General features: G+C 51.4%; 13 protein-coding genes, 2 tRNA genes and 4 rRNA genes. 12 read left to right on the plus strand and 7 right to left on the minus strand.

Going from position 1 to position 21513, the window contains the following annotated elements; translation table 11 throughout:
- Positions 1-51: 51 nt before the first annotated feature.
- The gene (locus J9880_RS09620) at positions 52-594 is read right to left on the minus strand and encodes a gamma carbonic anhydrase family protein (protein ID WP_119825656.1); all 543 of its coding nucleotides are present in this window, start codon (positions 592-594) and stop codon (positions 52-54) included.
- A 543-nt stretch (positions 595-1137) separates the two neighbouring features.
- Here J9880_RS09620 and J9880_RS09625 point away from each other — a divergent pair.
- The 6 genes from J9880_RS09625 to rrf (J9880_RS09650) all read left to right on the plus strand — a co-directional run bounded on the left by J9880_RS09625 (position 1138) and on the right by rrf (J9880_RS09650) (position 6543).
- A 16S ribosomal RNA gene (locus J9880_RS09625) occupies positions 1138-2667 on the plus strand.
- Between the two features lie 143 nt (positions 2668-2810).
- Positions 2811-2886, plus strand: a tRNA-Glu gene (locus tag J9880_RS09630).
- Positions 2887-3127: 241 nt separating this feature from the next.
- Positions 3128-6023 (plus strand): 23S ribosomal RNA (locus tag J9880_RS09635).
- 127 nt (positions 6024-6150) lie between these two features.
- A 5S ribosomal RNA gene (rrf, locus tag J9880_RS09640) occupies positions 6151-6266 on the plus strand.
- A gap of 49 nt (positions 6267-6315) precedes the next feature.
- Positions 6316-6391, plus strand: a tRNA-Thr gene (locus J9880_RS09645).
- 36 nt (positions 6392-6427) lie between these two features.
- Positions 6428-6543, plus strand: a 5S ribosomal RNA gene (gene rrf, locus J9880_RS09650).
- Together the 16S, 23S and 5S rRNA genes with 2 tRNA genes alongside form the textbook arrangement of a ribosomal RNA operon.
- Positions 6544-6683: 140 nt before the next feature.
- On the opposite strand, the gene actP is transcribed toward rrf (J9880_RS09650), so the two are convergent.
- The 3 genes from actP to acs are packed head-to-tail and all read right to left on the minus strand — an operon-like array spanning position 6684 to position 10675.
- The gene (gene actP / locus J9880_RS09655) at positions 6684-8351 is read right to left on the minus strand and encodes a cation/acetate symporter ActP (RefSeq protein WP_095923736.1); all 1668 of its coding nucleotides are present in this window, start codon (positions 8349-8351) and stop codon (positions 6684-6686) included.
- Entirely contained in the window at positions 8348-8659 is a 312-nt protein-coding gene (locus tag J9880_RS09660) for a DUF485 domain-containing protein (RefSeq protein ID WP_095923735.1), read from the minus strand. The genes actP and J9880_RS09660 overlap by 4 nt, the downstream gene beginning before the upstream one ends.
- Before the next feature lie 54 nt (positions 8660-8713).
- The gene (gene acs, locus J9880_RS09665; protein ID WP_119823179.1) at positions 8714-10675 is read right to left on the minus strand and encodes an acetate--CoA ligase; all 1962 of its coding nucleotides are present in this window, start codon (positions 10673-10675) and stop codon (positions 8714-8716) included.
- A gap of 527 nt (positions 10676-11202) precedes the next feature.
- On the opposite strand from acs, the gene J9880_RS09670 reads away from it, so the two are divergent.
- From J9880_RS09670 to J9880_RS09690, 5 genes are all read left to right on the plus strand, one after another.
- A complete protein-coding gene (locus tag J9880_RS09670; RefSeq protein ID WP_095923733.1) occupies positions 11203-11781 on the plus strand; it encodes a fimbrial protein in 579 nt (192 codons plus the stop codon).
- A 110-nt stretch (positions 11782-11891) separates the two neighbouring features.
- The gene (locus tag J9880_RS09675) at positions 11892-14381 is read left to right on the plus strand and encodes a fimbria/pilus outer membrane usher protein (RefSeq protein WP_232770375.1); all 2490 of its coding nucleotides are present in this window, start codon (positions 11892-11894) and stop codon (positions 14379-14381) included.
- A gap of 12 nt (positions 14382-14393) precedes the next feature.
- Positions 14394-15125 carry a fimbrial biogenesis chaperone gene (locus tag J9880_RS09680; protein WP_232770376.1) on the plus strand — a complete coding sequence of 244 codons (732 nt, stop codon included), beginning with the start codon at positions 14394-14396 and terminating at the stop codon, positions 15123-15125.
- 9 nt (positions 15126-15134) lie between these two features.
- Positions 15135-16106 (plus strand): fimbrial protein, encoded by a 972-nt coding sequence (locus J9880_RS09685; RefSeq protein ID WP_119826998.1) that lies wholly within the window; start codon positions 15135-15137, stop codon positions 16104-16106.
- A 25-nt stretch (positions 16107-16131) separates the two neighbouring features.
- Positions 16132-16404 carry a helix-turn-helix domain-containing protein gene (locus J9880_RS09690; protein WP_095923729.1) on the plus strand — a complete coding sequence of 91 codons (273 nt, stop codon included), beginning with the start codon at positions 16132-16134 and terminating at the stop codon, positions 16402-16404.
- Positions 16405-16410: 6 nt separating this feature from the next.
- On the opposite strand, the gene J9880_RS09695 is transcribed toward J9880_RS09690, so the two are convergent.
- From J9880_RS09695 to J9880_RS09705, 3 genes are all read right to left on the minus strand, one after another.
- On the minus strand, positions 16411-16968 hold the full coding sequence (locus tag J9880_RS09695) for a FidL-like protein (protein WP_119826995.1): 558 nt from the start codon (positions 16966-16968) through the stop codon (positions 16411-16413).
- On the minus strand, positions 16958-17797 hold the full coding sequence (locus tag J9880_RS09700) for a winged helix-turn-helix domain-containing protein (RefSeq protein WP_232770378.1): 840 nt from the start codon (positions 17795-17797) through the stop codon (positions 16958-16960). Before J9880_RS09700 ends, J9880_RS09695 begins: the two co-directional genes overlap by 11 nt.
- A gap of 252 nt (positions 17798-18049) precedes the next feature.
- On the minus strand, positions 18050-19075 hold the full coding sequence (locus J9880_RS09705) for a S66 family peptidase (RefSeq protein WP_119826991.1): 1026 nt from the start codon (positions 19073-19075) through the stop codon (positions 18050-18052).
- A 287-nt stretch (positions 19076-19362) separates the two neighbouring features.
- Between J9880_RS09705 and tssI the strand changes: the two genes are divergently transcribed.
- Positions 19363-21468, plus strand: a complete 2106-nt coding sequence (tssI, locus tag J9880_RS09710; RefSeq protein WP_119826989.1) for a type VI secretion system Vgr family protein — start codon at positions 19363-19365, stop codon at positions 21466-21468.
- Positions 21469-21513 lie beyond the last annotated feature (45 nt).

Genomic DNA, 21513 nt, shown 5'->3' on the forward strand with positions numbered 1-21513 from the left:
CGGTAATGCCTGAACAGTCCGGATTCATTACTGTTCAGGCAACGCACTTCTTTATTGTTCTTGCGACAGATAGAGATCTTTCCATGTCACATAGTTATTAGAAGAGTACGTCAGTCCTGCGAGTTCTTCAGAGGTCAGTTCCCGTATCTGCTTAACGGGGCTGCCTAAATAGAGGTAGCCACTTTCAAGCGTCTTACCCGGTGGAACCAGGCTACCGGCACCAATCATGACATCATCTTCTACAATGGCCCCGTCCAGCAAAATGGATCCCATCCCGACCAGAACCCGATTTCCGATTGTGCAGCCATGCAGCATTGCTTTATGTCCGATAGTAACATCTTCCCCAATAATTAGAGGATAGCCCTCGGGATTGTGTCGTGACTGATGGGTCACATGTAGCACACTGCCATCCTGAACATTGGTTCTGCAGCCGATCACGACATTATTCACATCACCACGTATGACAACTAACGGCCAGATGCTGACATCATCCGCAAGATCCACATCGCCAATGACCACACTGGAGGGATCAACCATGACTCTTTCGCCCAATGTGGGTGTTAATCCCTGATAAATACGTAAAGCCTCAGACATCTGTAAGTACCCCATAAGTGAGTTATAACCTTGGCAATATAGTTCGGGTCAGAGGAAATACCAATTTGGACCCGCTGAGATCGGTGTCAAAACCAGCGGATCGGGTGAGATCTCCGCGAAAGGGTCGAAAAACACGCAGTCGATCCTTTTATTGGAAAAAAGGCTTGTGCAAAAAATTCGGATCCCTATAATGCCGCTCCATCGACAGGGAACAACGTGAACAACATCACGAAGTAACCGGGTCGGAAAGATTAAAAACAGTGATGACCGGATGAAATAAACGGTTGACACTGAATGAGGAAAGCGTAATATACGCCACCTCGAGTTAGCAAGCGAAAGCGCGTAACTCACTGCTCTTTAACAATTTATCAGACAATCTGTGTGGGCACTCACAAGACGATATCAGCCACCTCGGTGGCAAAAAATATCAAGTCTTAAAGAGTGACCAAGCAGTAATTCATTTAGTTGACTTGTTCAACTATAAGAGTACTACGAAAGTTAATTTTTGAGCACCGCTTCACTTGTTGAAGCAAATCGAACTTTTAATTGAAGAGTTTGATCATGGCTCAGATTGAACGCTGGCGGCAGGCCTAACACATGCAAGTCGAGCGGCAGCGGGAAGTAGCTTGCTACTTTGCCGGCGAGCGGCGGACGGGTGAGTAATGTCTGGGAAACTGCCTGATGGAGGGGGATAACTACTGGAAACGGTAGCTAATACCGCATGACCTCGCAAGAGCAAAGTGGGGGACCTTCGGGCCTCACGCCATCGGATGTGCCCAGATGGGATTAGCTAGTAGGTGAGGTAATGGCTCACCTAGGCGACGATCCCTAGCTGGTCTGAGAGGATGACCAGCCACACTGGAACTGAGACACGGTCCAGACTCCTACGGAGGCAGCAGTGGGAATATTGCACAATGGGCGCAAGCCTGATGCAGCCATGCCGCGTGTGTGAAGAAGGCCTTAGGGTTGTAAAGCACTTTCAGCGAGGAGGAAGGGTTCAGTGTTAATAGCACTGAACATTGACGTTACTCGCAGAAGAAGCACCGGCTAACTCCGTGCCAGCAGCCGCGGTAATACGGAGGGTGCAAGCGTTAATCGGAATTACTGGGCGTAAAGCGCACGCAGGCGGTTTGTTAAGTCAGATGTGAAATCCCGAGCTTAACTTGGGAACTGCATTTGAAACTGGCAAGCTAGAGTCTTGTAGAGGGTAGAATTCCAGGTGTAGCGGTGAAATGCGTAGAGATCTGGAGGAATACCGGTGGCGAAGGCGGCCCCTGGACAAAGACTGACGCTCAGGTGCGAAAGCGTGGGAGCAAACAGGATTAGATACCCTGGTAGTCCACGCTGTAAACGATGTCGACTTGGAGGTTGTGCCCTTGAGGCGTGGCTTCCGGAGCTAACGCGTTAAGTCGACCGCCTGGGGAGTACGGCCGCAAGGTTAAAACTCAAATGAATTGACGGGGGCCCGCACAAGCGGTGGAGCATGTGGTTTAATTCGATGCAACGCGAAGAACCTTACCTACTCTTGACATCCAGAGAATTCGCTAGAGATAGCTTAGTGCCTTCGGGAACTCTGAGACAGGTGCTGCATGGCTGTCGTCAGCTCGTGTTGTGAAATGTTGGGTTAAGTCCCAACGAGCGCAACCCTTATCCTTTGTTGCCAGCACGTAATGGTGGGAACTCAAAGGAGACTGCCGGTGATAAACCGGAGGAAGGTGGGGATGACGTCAAGTCATCATGGCCCTTACAGTAGGGCTACACACGTGCTACAATGGCATATACAAAGAGAAGCAAACTCGCGAGCAAGCGGACCTCATAAAGTATGTCGTAGTCCGGATTGGAGTCTGCAACTCGACTCCATGAAGTCGGAATCGCTAGTAATCGTAGATCAGAATGCTACGGTGAATACGTTCCCGGGCCTTGTACACACCGCCCGTCACACCATGGGAGTGGGTTGCAAAAGAAGTAGGTAGCTTAACCTTCGGGAGGGCGCTTACCACTTTGTGATTCATGACTGGGGTGAAGTCGTAACAAGGTAACCGTAGGGGAACCTGCGGTTGGATCACCTCCTTACCTAAAGATACGCATTGTGCAGTGTCCACACAGATTGTCTGATGAAATTAATGAGCAAGAGCACCTGTTGATGCGGTGAGGGCAACCTTACGCTGATACGAAAAGTGCCAAACCATGTATGTGGTCTGGTACGGATTTTTCGTGTCCCCATCGTCTAGAGGCCTAGGACACTGCCCTTTCACGGCTGTAACAGGGGTTCGAATCCCCTTGGGGACGCCACTCCGATAATGTGTGAAAGACATTATCAACTGTTCTTTTATGAACAGAAAATAACTTAAAGATGACTTTAATGAGTCGTGTTTAAGATATTGCTCTTTAACAATCTGGAACAAGCTGAAAATTGAAAGTTTACAGCTGAACATCACTCTCCGTAGAAGTACTGAGTGGTGGATTAGTCTGTAACAGAGTCTCTCAAATAATCGCAGCACGATGATGTCTTTAAGACACCTTCGGGTTGTGAGGTTAAGCGACTAAGCGTACACGGTGGATGCCTAGGCAGTCAGAGGCGATGAAGGGCGTGCTAATCTGCGAAAAGCGTCGGTAAGGTGATATGAACCGTTATACCCGACGATACCCGAATGGGGAAACCCAATGTGTTTCGACACATTATCATTACATGAATACATAGTGTAATGAGGCGAACCGGGGGAACTGAAACATCTAAGTACCCCGAGGAAAAGAAATCAACCGAGATTCCCCCAGTAGCGGCGAGCGAACGGGGAAGAGCCCAGAACCTGAATCAGGGTATGTGTTAGTGGAAGCGTCTGGAAAGTCGCACAGTATAGGGTGATAGTCCCGTACACAAAAATGCATACGTTGTGAGTTCGATGAGTAGGGCGGGACACGTGACATCCTGTCTGAATATGGGGGGACCATCCTCCAAGGCTAAATACTCCTGACTGACCGATAGTGAACCAGTACCGTGAGGGAAAGGCGAAAAGAACCCCGGCGAGGGAGTGAAATAGAACCTGAAACCGTGTACGTACAAGCAGTGGGAGCCTACTTTGTTGGGTGACTGCGTACCTTTTGTATAATGGGTCAGCGACTTATATTTTGTAGCAAGGTTAACCGTATAGGGGAGCCGTAGGGAAACCGAGTCTTAACTGGGCGTCAAGTTGCAAGGTATAGACCCGAAACCCGGTGATCTAGCCATGGGCAGGTTGAAGGTTGGGTAACACTAACTGGAGGACCGAACCGACTAATGTTGAAAAATTAGCGGATGACTTGTGGCTGGGGGTGAAAGGCCAATCAAACCGGGAGATAGCTGGTTCTCCCGAAAGCTATTTAGGTAGCGCCTCGTGAACTCATCTTCGGGGGTAGAGCACTGTTTCGACTAGGGGGCCATCCCGGCTTACCAACTCGATGCAAACTACGAATACCGAAGAATGTTATCACGGGAGACACACGGCGGGTGCTAACGTCCGTCGTGAAGAGGGAAACAACCCAGACCGCCAGCTAAGGTCCCAAAGTCATGGTTAAGTGGGAAACGATGTGGGAAGGCATAGACAGCCAGGATGTTGGCTTAGAAGCAGCCATCATTTAAAGAAAGCGTAATAGCTCACTGGTCGAGTCGGCCTGCGCGGAAGATGTAACGGGCTAAACCATGCACCGAAGCTGCGGCAGCGACACTGTGTTGTTGGGTAGGGAGCGTTCTGTAAGCCGTCGAAGGTGAACTGTGAGGTTTGCTGGAGGTATCAGAAGTGCGAATGCTGACATAAGTAACGATAATGCGGGTGAAAAACCCGCACGCCGGAAGACCAAGGGTTCCTGTCCAACGTTAATCGGGGCAGGGTGAGTCGACCCCTAAGGCGAGGCTGAAAAGCGTAGTCGATGGGAAGCTGGTTAATATTCCAGCACTTGGTGTTACTGCGAAGGGGACGGAGAAGGCTAGGCTAGCCGGGCGACGGTTGTCCCGGTTCAAGCGTGTAGGGTGTAGTCCTGGTAAATCCGGATTACTTTAACCCTGAGGCGTGATAACGAGCCACTACGGTGGTGAAGTAGTTGATGCCAAGCTTCCAGGAAAAGCCTCTAAGCTCCAGGTAACACGAAATCGTACCCCAAACCGACACAGGTGGTCAGGTAGAGAATACTCAGGCGCTTGAGAGAACTCGGGTGAAGGAACTAGGCAAAATGGTGCCGTAACTTCGGGAGAAGGCACGCTGGCGCGTAGGTGAAGGGACTTGCTCCCGGAGCTGAAGCCAGTCGAAGATACCAGCTGGCTGCAACTGTTTAATAAAACACAGCACTGTGCAAACACGAAAGTGGACGTATACGGTGTGACGCCTGCCCGGTGCCGGAAGGTTAATTGATGGGGTTATCCGTAGGAGAAGCTCTTGATCGAAGCCCCGGTAAACGGCGGCCGTAACTATAACGGTCCTAAGGTAGCGAAATTCCTTGTCGGGTAAGTTCCGACCTGCACGAATGGCGTAATGATGGCCAGGCTGTCTCCACCCGAGACTCAGTGAAATTGAACTCGCTGTGAAGATGCAGTGTACCCGCGGCAAGACGGAAAGACCCCGTGAACCTTTACTATAGCTTGACACTGAACATTGAGCCTTGATGTGTAGGATAGGTGGGAGGCTTTGAAGCGTGGACGCCAGTCTGCGTGGAGCCAACCTTGAAATACCACCCTTTAATGTTTGATGTTCTAACTCGGCCCCATAATCTGGGGTGAGGACAGTGTCTGGTGGGTAGTTTGACTGGGGCGGTCTCCTCCTAAAGAGTAACGGAGGAGCACGAAGGTTAGCTAATCACGGTCGGACATCGTGAGGTTAGTGCAATGGCATAAGCTAGCTTGACTGCGAGAGTGACGGCTCGAGCAGGTACGAAAGTAGGTCATAGTGATCCGGTGGTTCTGAATGGAAGGGCCATCGCTCAACGGATAAAAGGTACTCCGGGGATAACAGGCTGATACCGCCCAAGAGTTCATATCGACGGCGGTGTTTGGCACCTCGATGTCGGCTCATCACATCCTGGGGCTGAAGTAGGTCCCAAGGGTATGGCTGTTCGCCATTTAAAGTGGTACGCGAGCTGGGTTTAGAACGTCGTGAGACAGTTCGGTCCCTATCTGCCGTGGGCGTTGGAAGATTGAGAGGGGCTGCTCCTAGTACGAGAGGACCGGAGTGGACGCATCACTGGTGTTCGGGTTGTCATGCCAATGGCATTGCCCGGTAGCTAAATGCGGAAAAGATAAGCGCTGAAAGCATCTAAGCGCGAAACTTGCCTCGAGATGAGTCTTCCCTGTGGCTTTAAGCCACCTGAAGGGACGTTTAAGACTAAGACGTTGATAGGCTGGGTGTGTAAGTGCAGCGATGCATTGAGCTAACCAGTACTAATGACCCGAGAGGCTTAACCTTACAACACCAAAGGTGTTTTAGCAGAGACTTTGAAGTAGATTTTCAGCTGATTGTTCCGAGATTGGTTCGTATGGCGGTGTGTGGTGAGAAATCATGACACGATGCGGTATGAATGAAACAGAATTTGCCTGGCGGCAGTAGCGCGGTGGTCCCACCTGACCCCATGCCGAACTCAGAAGTGAAACGCCGTAGCGCCGATGGTAGTGTGGGGTCTCCCCATGCGAGAGTAGGGAACTGCCAGGCATCAAATTAGTAAAGTTTGCTTTTAGCAGGCTGTTATAAGAATTAGCGTGCTGATATGGCTCAGTTGGTAGAGCGCACCCTTGGTAAGGGTGAGGTCCCCAGTTCGACTCTGGGTATCAGCACCAGTAATAAGCGTAGAGTTCGGTAAATTAAAGAATTTGCCTGGCGGCACTAGCGCGGTGGTCCCACCTGACCCCATGCCGAACTCAGAAGTGAAACGCCGTAGCGCCGATGGTAGTGTGGGGTCTCCCCATGCGAGAGTAGGGAACTGCCAGGCATCAAATAAGACAAAAGCCCTGCACTATGTGCAGGGCTTTTGTCTTTTCTGCTCTTGATAATTTTCTGAGGGTAGACAAATCCTCTCCAAATAAAAGGCCATCCTCAGGGATGGCCTTTTGCGTTTCTGCTTGCTGAACATTAGTGATTAGAACTCTGGGAAATCCCGATGCCCGTTTGTGATCGTACAAACTGAGGATAGAAGCGCTCTCTCTCTTTCTGTCCTTCCAGTGAGTTATCTGTAATCGAGAAGAACCAGGTGCCAACAAAGGCCACAATCATCGAGAACAGCGCCGGGTATTCATAAGGATAAATAGGTTTAGCATGCCCCAAAATCTGAACCCAGATCGTCGGGCCAAGAATCATCAGTATCACAGCAGTGAGTAAACCAAGCCATCCTCCGATCATTGCCCCGCGTGTCGTCAGTTTTGCCCAGTACATCGAAAGCAAAATAATCGGGAAGTTGCAGCTTGCAGCGATGGAGAACGCAAGTCCAACCATGAACGCAATATTCTGTTTTTCAAAAAGAATACCCAGCGCAATGGCGACGATACCCAGAATTATGACGGTGATCTTCGAGACTCTAAGCTCATCACGCTCTGTCGCTTTGCCATCCTTGATGACACTGGCATACAGGTCATGAGATACCGCTGACGCTCCTGCCAGCGTTAAGCCGGCAACTACCGCTAATATCGTCGCGAAGGCGACTGCGGATATGAAGCCAAGGAAGAAGCTGCCACCAACCGCATCAGCTAAATGCACTGCGGCCATATTATTGCCGCCCAGCAATATGCCGCTGGCATCTTTAAATGCCGGATTCGCACTGACCAGTACGATCGCGCCAAAGCCGATAATGAAGGTCAATATGTAGAAGTAGCCGATAAAACCCGTGGCATAGAACACACTCTTGCGCGCTTCCTTGGCATCATTGACGGTGAAGAACCGCATCAGAATATGTGGCAAGCCTGCGGTACCGAACATCAATGCCAGCCCCAGAGACAGCGCGGATATCGGATCCGATACCAATCCTCCCGGACTCATGATCGCAATGCCTTTTGAGTGTACGGCGACAGCCTGAGTAAAGAGTGTGTTGAAATTGAAACCGACAGATCTCATGACCATAATGGCCATGAACGTCGCACCGGCCAGTAACAGGATAGCTTTGATAATTTGCACCCAGGTCGTTGCCAGCATCCCGCCAAACAACACATAGAGCACCATCAGGATGCCGACGAGGATCACCGCGACGTGATAATTCAGGCCAAACAGCAACTGAATTAGCTTACCGGCGCCCACCATTTGAGCAATCAGATACAGCGCGACGACCACCAGTGAACCGCAGGCTGAAAGCAACCGGATCGGCTTTTGTTTTAACCGGTAAGATGCCACATCCGCAAAGGTATATTTGCCCAGATTACGCAGACGTTCAGCAATCAGGAATAAAATGATTGGCCAGCCGATCAGGAAACCGATGGAATAGATCAACCCGTCGTATCCTGAGGTATATACCAGCGCAGAAATACCCAGGAAAGAAGCGGCAGACATGAAGTCCCCGGCAATAGCCATTCCGTTTTGCAGGCCGGTAATGCGTCCGCCTGCCGTGTAGTAATCCTGGCGGGAGCGCGTACGTTTCGCCGCCCAATAGGTGATATACAACGTCGCACCCACAAACAGTACGAACATCACGATGGCTTCAATATTAAGAGGCTGGCGTTTAACTTCTCCGCCGATCCCTTCAGCTGCAAACAGACTGAAAGGTAAGCAGAGCGATAACATCAGCAAAAGAAGAGAACTGCAACGAGCCTTCATGGTTGCACCTCACGGATAATATCGGCAGTCAGCCGGTCAAACTCACCGTTGGCACGCACAACATAAATACCGGTCAGCACAAAAGAAATGACGATTAATCCGACGCCCACGGGGATGCCACGGGTAATGGTCGCCCCCTCATAGAGCGGTGTTCCCAGCCATTGCGGATCGAACGCAATCAGTAAAATAAACGCGACATACAGAACCAGCGTAATGCCTGACAGCAGCCAGGCAAAACGACTGCGTTTTTGCACCAGTTCCCTGAAGCGCGGATTACTTACAACTCTCTGATAAATGAGATCATTCATCTCAGTGACTCCTTTGAGGCATTGATAGAGTCCACCGCGCCAGGGCGGTGAAAATTATGACGGCACTTTCATGGATTGTTTTTCTTCGAGCAATTTATCGACTACGCCCGGATCCGCCAGCGTAGAGGTGTCTCCCAGATTGCTTGTGTCACCGGCAGCAATTTTGCGCAAAATACGGCGCATAATTTTGCCGGAACGGGTTTTGGGTAACGAATCTGTCCAGTGAAGAATGTCAGGCGTCGCGATGGACCCTATCTCTTTACGCACCCAGTTGCGCACTTCGGTATAGAGTTCCGGTGACGGTTCTTCCCCGTGATTCAGTGTGATGTAGGCATAAATGGCCTGCCCTTTGATGTTATGCGGAATGCCGACAACCGCGGCCTCAGCAATTTTAGGATGAGACACTAGCGCCGATTCAATTTCGGCAGTACCCAGACGGTGACCGGAAATATTCAATACGTCATCAACCCGGCCGGTGATCCAGTAATAACCGTCTTCGTCACGACGGGCGCCATCACCGCTGAAGTACATGTTTTTAAAGGTAGAAAAATAGGTTTGCTCAAAACGTTCATGATCGCCGAATAATGTCCGTGCCTGGCCCGGCCACGAATCGGTGATCACCAGATTGCCTTCGCATGCACCTTCCTGCGGAACGCCTTCGTTATCGACCAGTGCCGGTTGCACGCCAAAGAACGGACGTGTTGCCGAACCGGCTTTCAGTTCTGTGGCACCGGGTAACGGGGTGATCATGAAGCCCCCGGTTTCGGTTTGCCACCAGGTGTCGACGATCGGACACGCGCTGTTACCGATAGTTTTGTAGTACCACTCCCAGGCTTCCGGATTGATTGGTTCGCCGACCGAACCCATAATCCGCAGCGATGCCCGGCTGGTGCCCTCAACCGCTTTATCCCCTTCGGCCATTAATGCCCGGATAGCCGTTGGCGCGGTATAGAGAATATTCACCTTATGTTTATCAATCACCTGTGCCATACGGGCGGGAGTCGGATAATTAGGGACACCCTCAAACATCAGACTGATGGCTCCGCAAGCCAGCGGCCCGTAAAGCAGATAACTGTGGCCGGTAACCCAGCCGACATCGGCGGTACACCAGTAGATATCACCATCGTGATAATCGAAGGTGTATTTGAACGTCAGCGCGGCATACACCAGATAACCGCCAGTGGTATGCAGCACGCCTTTTGGTTTACCGGTTGAGCCGGAGGTATAAAGGATGAAGAGCGGGTCTTCTGCGTTCATTTCCTCTGCCGGGCAATCCGCAGAAACACCTTCAATCGCGTCATGCCACCAGATGTCGCGTCCTTCTTTCCATTCGCCCTGTTTTCCGGTGCGTTTGAAAATAATGGAATGCGTGATGCTGGTAACGGCAGGATTCTTCAGCGCATCATCCACGTTTTGTTTCAGCGGAATGGTTCGTCCGGCGCGAAGCCCTTCATCAGCGGTAATCACCAGTTTGGCGTTGGAATCGATAATACGGCCCGCGACCGCTTCCGGTGAGAAACCGGCAAAGATGACAGAATGCACGGCGCCGATACGGGCACAGGCCAGCATGGCGACAGCAGCTTCCGGCACCATGGGCATATAAATGGCGACAACGTCCCCTTTCTTTACTCCCAGCCCCTTTAAGACATTAGCGAACTGACATACGTCATGATGAAGTTGTTTATAAGTGACGTGTTTGTTTTCGGCTTTCGGGTCATCGCCTTCCCAAATCAGCGCGGTCTGATCCCCTTTTTCAGCCAGATGGCGATCCAGACAGTTGGCGGCAAGATTGAGAGTGCCGTCCTCAAACCAGCGAATATCAATATTCCCTGGGGCAAAAGAAGTGTTTTTCACCTTTGTGAAAGGCTTGATCCAGTCGAGCACTTTTGCCTGTTCGCCCCAGAAGGCATCGGGGTCTTCAACAGACTGTTGATAATACTGCTGATATTTCTCAGGTGTGATCAGGGTACGTTCTGCCACAGCGGCAGGAATAGGGTGCTTATAAACATGGCTCATGGTTTTTCTCCTTTAATTTGTTAATGATATGTCAACCAAAGGTTAAGTGTAGTTTGCGATATGGCTTTGTTCGTTTTCTGGGGGGCAGATCACGCAAGCGGAGAAAAAACAGCAAGATATAAACACCGGTCATGAGGGACAGACCACAGAAGTGGAGACGGGCGCAGGAGGAAAAAGAAAGGGGGAAAGTTAAAATATAGGAATAAAAATGTAATTAATTAGTTAAATAAAGCTTAATCACAGAGCAGGGGCGGCGATTTTCTTAACTGAGAGGGCATATTTAATATCAAATATTTTAACCTCTGAGTTAATTTACATTCATAAAGATAATGTTTAAAGATTAATCTGAGAGGGAAACTCTTAATATTTGCATTAAGCAAATTATTATAACGTTAAATTTAAAATATCAGTATATTGATCTGGCAAGAGAGGGGTGCTCTCTTCGGTACAGCGAAATATATCGCTTAACAGCTGCTTAATTGCTTATGCAACGCTTAATAGCTACCGTTAAATCTCAAGGACTTATTATGTTTAACGCCAAAAACAAGACACTGGTTATTGCTTTATCTGCCCTTATTTCTGCATCAGCTTTTGCAGATGATACAACGCCTCCGACAGGAACCGATCAGGGTTCCGGCCGTATTCATTTCACCGGTACGGTGATTAATGCACCTTGCTCCATTGCGGCGGGTGATGAAGACATTAACGTGAATATGGGGCAGGTGGCGAATAAGGTGCTGGAGAGTGGCAATAAATACTCTCAAAACGTTAACTACACCATTCACCTGCAGGATTGTGATCTGACTGCACAAACGGCGGGCACGGTTGAATATCCGGCCATGTCTAAAGTTGCCGTCTCCTTTGCCGGCACACCTGACAGCAGTGCAGCGGAACTTCTGGCAAACACCGGCAGTGCAAAAGGCGCAGGTATCCGCCTGATTGACGCCAACGGCGATCTGCTGAAAGTCGGTGACACGTCTAAAGATATCAACCTGGTTACTGGCAACAACGAACTGGTCTTTGCTGCACGCGTTGAAGCCAACTCTCAGCCAGTTTCTACCGGTACGATCGTCTCTCAGGCGACCTACGCCCTTAACTATAAATAATTATTGCTGTGATTAAGGGGAGTTTTCTCCCCTTTATTTTCAGGTGTGAATGCACCGGGGATTTGTGTTTATTACTGCTTAGTCAAAGTGATTTTATTATGTCGTTTGTGATGGATAGAACATCGGCAGACAAGAAAATAACCCTGTGGTTTATTTTCCTTCTGTCGGGATGCTTTATTTCGGTCAGAAGCCTTGCGGTAGAATTTAACGTTAATTTCATCGATTCTGCCGATCGCAATAATGTCGATCTGTCACGATTTCAGGTAGCCCATTATATCGCGCCCGGTGAATACCTGCTGGATGTGGTGCTCAATGGCCGCACGCTCGGCGATCAAAGCCTGATTAAGTACATTCCCGCTGAAAATAACCCGGACAGCCGCCTTTGTCTGCCGCCCGCGCTGGTGGATAAATTCGACCTGACCCCGGCTGCCCGCGAGAAGCTGACGCTGTGGCATCAGGGCGAATGCACGTCGCTCGATCAGCAGAAAGAAGTGACCACCCGCTACGATCAGGAAAAACAGACCCTTAACATCAGCATTCCGCAGGCGTGGCTGACCTTTCACGATGAAAACTGGGTGCCGCCGTCGCAGTGGGATGAGGGCGTGAACGGCGCACTGCTGGATTACAACCTGCTCGGCAGCAAATACATGCCGCAGTCCGGTGACAGCACCACCAGCTTCAGCAGCTACGGCACCACCGGCGTTAACCTCGGACCGTGGCGTGCGCGTGCCGATTATCAGTATGCTTCATCGCGCACCTCCGGCACCCCCGCCAGCAACAAATTCACCTGGACGCAAACCTATGTTTACCGCGCCCTGCCGTCCCTTGGCGCGCGCCTGACCGGCGGACAGACCTATTTCAGTTCGGATATTTTCGACTCATTCCGCTTTCTCGGCGTGTCGCTGAACAGCGACCAGCGGATGCTGCCGCCGTCGCTGCGTGGCTACGCGCCGCAGGTGACCGGCATCGCCAAAACCAACGCCAAAGTGAGCATCAGCCAGAACGGACGGGTGATTTACCAGACCAACGTGTCGCCGGGGCCGTTCGTGGTGCAGGATCTGACCGAGGCGGTGCAGGGCGCGCTGGACGTGAAAATCGAGGAAGAAAACGGCAGCGTCACCACCTATCAGGTGACCACCGCGACCATTCCGTTTCTGACCCGCAAAGGGCAGATGCGCTTTAAAACCGCGACGGGCAAACCGACCACCGGCAGCAACAATCACGTGTTACAGCCCGGTTTTTACAGCGGCGAAATGTCCTGGGGCGCGCTCAATGATTTCTCGCTTTACGGCGGCGTTATCACCACCACCGGCAACTATCAGGCGCAGGCGCTCGGCGTCGGACAAAACCTGCAAAAGCTCGGCGCGGTGTCGTTTGACGTCACGCGATCCTCGGCCACCGTGCCGGTGGCGGGCAGGCAAACCGGGCTGAGTTACCGCGCCAACTACTCCAAACGCTTCGATTCGACCGGCAGCCAGATCACCTTTGCCGGATACCGTTTCTCGCAAAAAACCTTTATGTCGTTCAGCCAGTATCTCGACAAGGTCAACGGCGACGGCTATTCCCGCGACGACAAACAGACCTACACCGTCACCGCCAACCAGTATCTGCCGTGGCCGGCCATCACGCTGTATCTCTCGGCCACCCACAAAATCTACTGGAACGAGCGTGCCAGTAACAACTACAGCCTGTCGGTCAGCAAGATTTTCGATGTCGGGCGCTTTACCGGCGTCTCGGCGACGTTTTCCGCCAGCAAGCTGAACTACCGCGATACCGATGAAAACCAGATGTTTCTGTCGCTCAGTGTGCCGCTCTCTTCCGGGCAGCAAATCAGCTACGACGCGCAGCAGGATTCGCAGAGCGGCTTCTCGCAAACGGCGTCGTATTACAACAGTCAGGATCCGGCCAACAGCTGGCGCGTCGGCGCGGGCGGCAGCAGCCCGGATCTGCAAAAAGGCAACGGCGTATTCCGCGCCAACTACCAGCACATGTCGCCGTACGGCCAGTTCGGGGCGAACGGCAGCGTGAAAAATAACGATTACCGATCGGTGAATGCCAACTGGTACGGATCGCTGACCGCCACGGCGGCGGGCGCGGCCCTGCATCAGAGCAGCGCCGGCAGCGAGCCGCGCATGATGTTGTCGGCAGGCGTGAAAGGCATTCCGGTCAGCGACGGCGCGTCCGTGACCAACGATTACGGCATCGCGGTGGTGAACGGCGTGTCCAGCTACCAGACCTCGGACATCCGCGTCGATGTGAATAATTTGCCGGACGACGTCGAGGTTTACAGCTCGGTGGTCAGCAAAACGCTGACCGAAGGGGCGATCGGTTTTCGCCAGATCCGCGCCGTTAAAGGCGAGCGCCTGATGGCGGTGATCCGCCTGAAAGACGGCAGCCATCCGCCGCTGGGCGCGTCGGTAACTGACAACAGTTCCGGCTTTGAGGCGGGGCTGATCGGCGACGGCGGACTGGCCTATCTGGCCGGTGTGTCAGGGGAAAAATCCCTGACGGTGCGCTGGGGCGATGCGCAGCAGTGTCAGATCCGCGTGCCCTCTGAACCCGAAACCCGTTCCGGGCAGATGTTGCTGCCCTGCACATAAGGAAATAATCCCATGAAGAAACGGCATTTTTATCTCATCGCCCTGCTGACGATGGTCGCGGCAACGCCCGCGCTGACCGCCGTCAATCTTGACCGGACGCGCATCATTTATCAGGCCGGTGATAAATCCGTCAGCGTGATGCTGGAAAATCAGAGCAAAACGTTGCCGTATCTGGCACAGGTCTGGCTGGAGAATGCGCAGGGCGAAAAGATCACCTCGCCGTTGGTGGCGCTGCCGCCGATGCAGCGCATTGACGCCGGTGAGAAAAGTCAGATCCGCATTCTGCAATTACCTGAAACCGCAGGCTTACCGAAAGACCGCGAGTCGCTGTTTTACTTCAACGTGCGCGAGGTGCCGCCCAAAAGCGACATGGCGAACGTCATGCAGGTGGCGATCCAAAGCCGCGTGAAGCTGTTCTTCCGCCCGGCCGCCATCAGCAGTCAGACCAAAAATAACTGGCAGGAACAGCTTCAGGTTGTCCGGCTCCGCGACGGCCTGAAACTGACCAACCCCACGCCGTTTTACATCACCGTCGGTTATCTGGGAACGGACAACAAAGGCAATATTCCCGGCTTCGACAGCGTGATGCTGGCACCCTTTGCGACGGAAAATCTCACCGGCAGCCGGTATGTCAGTAACGAATACAGCCTCGGTTACATGGACGATTACGGCGGTTTGCAGGTGAACGAATACCGCTGCCAGACCTCGCCGTGTCAGATCGTCAGCAAGCCCGTAAAACGTTAAGGAAAGGTGATGCCTGCTATGTACAGATTACTCCCGTGGCGGATGGCAGCCATTCTGCTGGTGCTGTTATTTTCCCGTCACGCGCTGGCGCTGGATTGTGTCGAAAAAGGCACCGGCATCGTGGATAAACCGGCCATCCCGGTCGGGCAACTGGCGATCCCGGCCAATGTGCCCGCCGGAACCAAGGTGTGGGAATCCAATGACATCAACGTGACGGCCTATTGCGACAACGTGCTGGGGTCGATCATTGACGTGGTGCATTTCTACTTCAACCCCAAATCCCAGTCGATTGGCGAAGGGTTGTTATTAGGCGTCAGCTATAACGGGCAGGATCTGGAACAAAACGAGCAGCGTCTGAGCACCAACAGCGAGCCGATCAAAAAAGGACAAAATGTGACGGTGAATGTCACGTTCCGTCTGTATATCAAAGTCAGCGGCAATGCGCCTTCCAGCGGACATTATCAGGGAGCCGATCAGTTTACGGTGTTTCAGCTCGATGGTAGCCGGGGCATCAATAAAACGCCGGGGGCGAAGAACCTCAAATACAACCTGTCAGGGCTGCAGGGGATCCGCTTTCTGGCCTGCGGTTCCGACCTGAAGGTGTACCCGGAATCTCAGATTGTGGATTTCGGCGCGATCCAGTCAACCACCTTATCGCGCTCGTCCGGCATTTCGCTGCCGTTTGCCATCAAAGCGGTGAAACAGGGGTGTCTGGATAATTTCTCGCTACAGGCCGAGTTTTCCACCGCCAGTCCGTTGCTGGATAACACCGCGATTGACCTGCAAAACGGCGCCAGGCTGATGCTCTATAACGATCAGGATCAGGCGATTACCTTTAACCGTTACGATGACTTTGCCGAACTGAATAACGTGAATGAGGTGACCAAAAATTTCACTGCAAAACTGAGTGCGATCCCCGGCCGGGCGCTGTCTCTCGGGCAGTTTGATGCGTCAGTGATCGTCAAAATTAATTATTACTGACAGCCGATAAGAAACGGAGAATGACATGCTAAGAACGGCAAAATTACGGGCGCAGGCGCTTGAGGAACCGGTTTATACCGCACAGGCACCCGAACTTATCGCTGAATCCGAGATCAATGCTCTGCTGCAAACCCTGCGTGAAGATGCCGGATTAAGTAAAACAGAACTGGCCAGACGGCTCGGGGTCACGCCGCCAGCCATTACCCGTCTGGAAAAAAGGCCCGCACAGGCCAGTTTCTGTACGCTTTCCCGGTATGCACAGGCCTGCGGATTTCATCTGTATCTCTATTACAAATAAATAGGGTCAGAAACTCTTTTTGAATACGCACAGGGCAAACGGCGACTGATTACTTTCTATCAGCAAGGTATTGTCGTCATATTTTTTCAGAACCAGGGTATCGGTATGACCACTGAGGAAAAAGCTGTTCATCAGCAGCAGGGATGAAATCCCCCAGTCCATATCATCAACACTGTCGATGTTTATCTGGCGACTGGTCAGTGAATACGTGTTGGTACTTTTGCTTTCGTGAACATAGTGATAATAAATGTTCCTCAGCAATGTTTTACGTGCAATCAGATTGCCATCCTTGTCGTATAAGTACCCGGTTCCACTTAATGAAACTAAAATTTTGTTTCCATCAAGGAAGCTGAAATACAATGTACTGACCATTTTGGCTCTCTGATTATCATACCGTGCTTCTACGATCATATTTCCCCGGCACGGAATATTTACCGGAAACGCATTCTGATCTGCAGGGGATAAAATCTCATATAAAATGAATAGCAACAGGGCAGTCGCCGGAAGAAGAGTCAAGAGAATAGTCTTCCTGCCATAGAACATATTTTTCTTATTACTTGTCATGCGTGGTCCTGTCATTTGTATAATAGCTTATGCAAATGTTAGCCTTGTCATTATCGTCGGTGCTGCATTGCGCCATAAAATCACGGACTGAACCGGTGTTTATCGGTGACGAAAAACGCTCGCTTTGGAATATTAAAATATCGCCTGACTTACAGGGAATATTCTTGTCCTTAAGAAATTGACTGGCCAGAGTAATAAACTCACCTCTGCGGGATAACGTCACCGGTGCGGTTGAATACAAATCACAAACGCCGGACCAGGCGATCTTCAGTTCCGCTTTCGGGTCACGCATGCCATTGTGCAGAATGAAAAAGACCCATGCCGTCAGCGCAGTAGTGACTAACAGAATGATCACAAAGCCCTGCTGATGCTTGTCGCGACGGAAGCCGGGTTCCTTGTCGGCGCGCGGGAACCGGGGTTCCGCTGTAATAATCTCGTCAATATACGGCGCTATTTTCTGCCGGACTTCCGGTGTCGGGACAGTCTCGTCACTGATACAAGGTTCAATGACAATCTCCTTTCGGATGGTAAAGCCAACCTTGGGCACAGTAACAATAAACTCATTAAGATAGCCTAACGTAACCATCACTTTCCGTAATTTACTGATGCAATGATTGAGGTTGTTATTACTTGCCGTGAGGCCGTAGTCATCCCATACTTTCTTAAAGAATGTTTCACGGTCGACAACCATACCCTGCTGTTCAATGAGCAATAATAATATCCTACGTGCAGGATTCGATACTGCGATCTTACTTTCTGAATCGCCTCGTAATGAAAGTGAGTTATCCTCCGCATTGAAGATAATTTGATTTTCAATCAGATAATTCATATGCATCTCACGTCTCCCTGTTTAGAATATCCTGCTTCCGCATCGCTTCAGGTAATTAGAACAATGCGCACCCTGTCGGATTTTTCATTTATATATCGCATGACAGGACCGCCAGTATAAACCGTTCTATTTTAAAAACAGATTCCTGTCGTAAATGTTTACAGACAAGTCATTTTCATGAGGGAGAACGCGTGGGGTCTGAAGAGATATAAATCACGTACGGATTTTTAGTAGTACGTGATTTACGGAGGATCATTGCAAATACGGGCTGACAATATCCACGTGCTGGCGATCAAAGTCGACAGCAATACGGGCACCCAGTGGCAGCGTCAACATCGGATGGGTATGGCAGCAGTCAAAACCATCGACCAGCGGGATATCTTGTCCGTTGAGGACTTCCCGCAGCACATCAGCGGGTTGTCTGCCTGATCCTGCAGGGTTAAATAATTCATGTTTACCGAGCACAATGGCACTCACGCGATCGAAGATGCCATTGAGTTTGAGCATCGAAAAAGAACGTTCCACCGTGGCGATATTTAGCAGGCTGTCTTCAATAAACAGAATATCGCCCTGACGAATTTCCGGCATATACGGGCTGCCCCAGATGCCTGACATTGTGTTCAGATTGCCACCGATGACTCGCCCCTCAACGCGACCCTTGCCGAGAAAACGGCAGGTGTTGGCATACAAGGTTTTCGCTCTGACCGGGGTTACATCATCCCAGTTGAGTTTTTCATCTGTCCAGAAAGGCGGCAACGCGTAGCGGTAAGGCGTATTGCGACGGGTCATCAGGATGTCAGCAAAAGAGGCATAGGTCTCATCCACCAGCGGCGGAAATTCGCCAAAAGAAGCCACCAGAGCCGGACCGTAAAAGGTGATCAACCCGGTTTGCGCATAAATCCCGGCCAGCAAGGCCGTCGTATCGGAATAACCCACAATAATTTTTGGATCGGCGCGCAGTGCATCGTAATCGAGATAAGGCAGCAGGGAATTCGAGTTATTACCGCCAATTGTCGACATCACACAGCGTACCTTCGGGTCACGGATCAACTGATTCAGTTCCTCCGCGCGTCCGGCGATGGAACCCGAACGATAGTGATCAGATTGTCCGGTGAGTGCACCCGCTTTCAGTACAAAACCCTTTTCTTCCAGGAATTTTTTCCCGCGCATAAAACGGTTTGGCGCTGTAGCGGTAGCGGGGGAAGAAGCAGAGAAAAAACCAATGGTATCGCCGGTTTTCAGGGCGGGCGGGAACAGCGGGGTATCTGAAGAGGGCATATTACATCCTATAAATCTGCTCAATGTTCAACCTGCAATGTATCAGTTCAACCTACGGTTTTATATGACTTTATGGGGGCGACTCCATCGATAAATGAGCATAAAAAACTTGCCTCAGGCCACTCCTTATACTTGTAAAACAAGGGATAATGGGTAACTCACAGAAATTCCTGCTGATTTGGCAAAAATTATAACCGAGAACACTGCCTTTCTGGTCTGAACTTCCGATGTCTTTGTTGTAAAGTCCTCTTAATTTATATGGATATTGTTCATCGTAGAGGATGATTATGCTCTCTTCATTAACCGGACTTAATTTCTCCCTGACTGCAGGCGGTTTACCGCCCGCTACCTTTGCTGTCGCGAATTTTACGCTGACGGAATCATTTTCTACGCCTTTTAGTCTGCAGGTCAGTGTGGTGAGCACCGATCCTGCGGTGGATTTCGCTGCAGTCCTGGACACCACGGCAAAGCTCACCGTGATGGATACTGGCATTTTGCAACGTTGCATCAGCGGCGTTGTGTCTTCATTTGAGCAGGGCGATACCGGTAAAGGTCAGACCCAGTACGATATGGTGATACGCCCCGCGCTGTGGCGGGCCACGTTGCGACATAATTCGCGGATTTTTCAACTCCAGGATATTCAAACCATCCTCAGCATACTGATGAAAGAGAATGGCATCAGCAAAGTCGCCTATGCCTTTAAAAACCCCCATCCGCAGCGTGAGTTCTGTGTTCAGTTCGCCGAATCGGATTTGAATTTTATTCAGAGACTCACGGCGGAAGAAGGGATTTTTTACTTCTTCGAATTTGATGAAGGCGGTCATACGCTGGTATTCGCTGACGACGTGGCTGCTCTGGGAGCGGGGCCGGTATTGCCGTACAACGCAACGGACGCTTCCGCCTCTCCGGTCACCTGCATCAGTTCATTCCGCTGCGGCAGCCGCGTCCGCACGGCGTCGGTGACACTCAAGGATTACACCTTCAAAACGCCCGCATGGGACGCCAGATTTAACCAGATGGGTAAAGACCTGCAGAACCAGCAGGAAACGTATGAACACTATGACTACCCGGGGCGTTACAAGGATAACAGCGGTAAAAACTTTACTCAGTACCGTCTCGAGGGGCTGCGCAATGATGCCCAGCAGGGGCAGGGGCAGAGCAACGCATTTGCGCTTCAGCCCGGCATTCGCTTTACGCTGATGGCGCATCCGCGCCCTGATTTGAACACCCGCTGGCAGCCGGTAAGCACTGTTCATACCGGTTCGCAGCCGCAGGCCCGGCTGACTTCTTCAGGGGGACAGGGCACCACGCTCACCTGTCAGTTCAATTTTGTGCCGGGAAAACAGACCTGGCGGCCGTCGCCGCGCAATAAACCGGTCATGGACGGCCCGCAGATAGCCAAAGTCGTCGGCCCTGCCGGGGAAGAAATCTATACCGATAACCACGGACGCGTGCGTCTGCAGTTCCCGTGGGACCGCGAGGCCAAAGGGGATGACACCAGCTCGTGCTGGGTGCGGGTCTCCCAGGCCTGGGCCGGACAGGGATGGGGGGCCATCGCCATTCCCCGCATCGGTCAGGAAGTCATTGTGGATTTTCTGGGCGGCGACCCCGATCAGCCGATAGTGACCGGTCGTACCTATCACGCCAGTAACATCGTGCCCAATGGCCTGCCGGGTAAGAAAACCCAGATGTCGATCAAATCGAAGTCCTATAAAAGTCAGGGGTTTAACGAACTGCGGTTCGAAGACGCGACCGGCGCGGAAGAACTGTACATGCACGCGCAGAAAGATATGCGTACCGAGGTGCTGAACAACCGGAGTACGACGGTTGATAACAATCATACCGAACTGGTAAAGGCTAATCAGTCTGTGACGGTCAATAAAAACCAAACTATCGCAGTACTGATGAATGAAAAAGAAACAGTGGGTATGAATCAAAGTCTCAATGTTGGCATGAACCAGACCGAAACCGTCGGCATGAATAAGGTTGAGACAGTGGGTCTTGCCCGTGCATTGAACGTGGGGATCTTTTCCCAAACCAGTGTGGGCGTAGCGATGAACACCACTGTGGGGCTGGTACAAGCTTCTCAGGTGGGAATGAGTAAATCACTTCTTGTCGGGGAAAGTTACAGCGCTGATATCGGCAAAACCATGTCGCTGACAGTGGGTGAACGTAAGGTTGAGAGTATGGGGAAGGTAGCCGTCTACTCTGCGGGTGAACATCTGGAGTTAGTCTGTGGCAAGGCGCGGCTGGTGCTCACCAGTGACGGCGGTATTTATCTTAACGGGCAACATATTGAATTGCAGACCCTGACAGCCCTGAATGGTGACAGCATGCTAATACAACTTAATGGCGGTGCGAGTCAGAAAGCACCAGCAACTCCGAAAGGCTGAACGCTATTCTACGTGTTTTCAGATATGCGGCAGACAAACTCGGAT

It is taken from the genome of Rahnella victoriana (genome assembly GCF_021276285.1).
In the GTDB taxonomy this organism is placed as follows: Bacteria; Pseudomonadota; Gammaproteobacteria; order Enterobacterales; family Enterobacteriaceae; genus Rahnella; species Rahnella victoriana.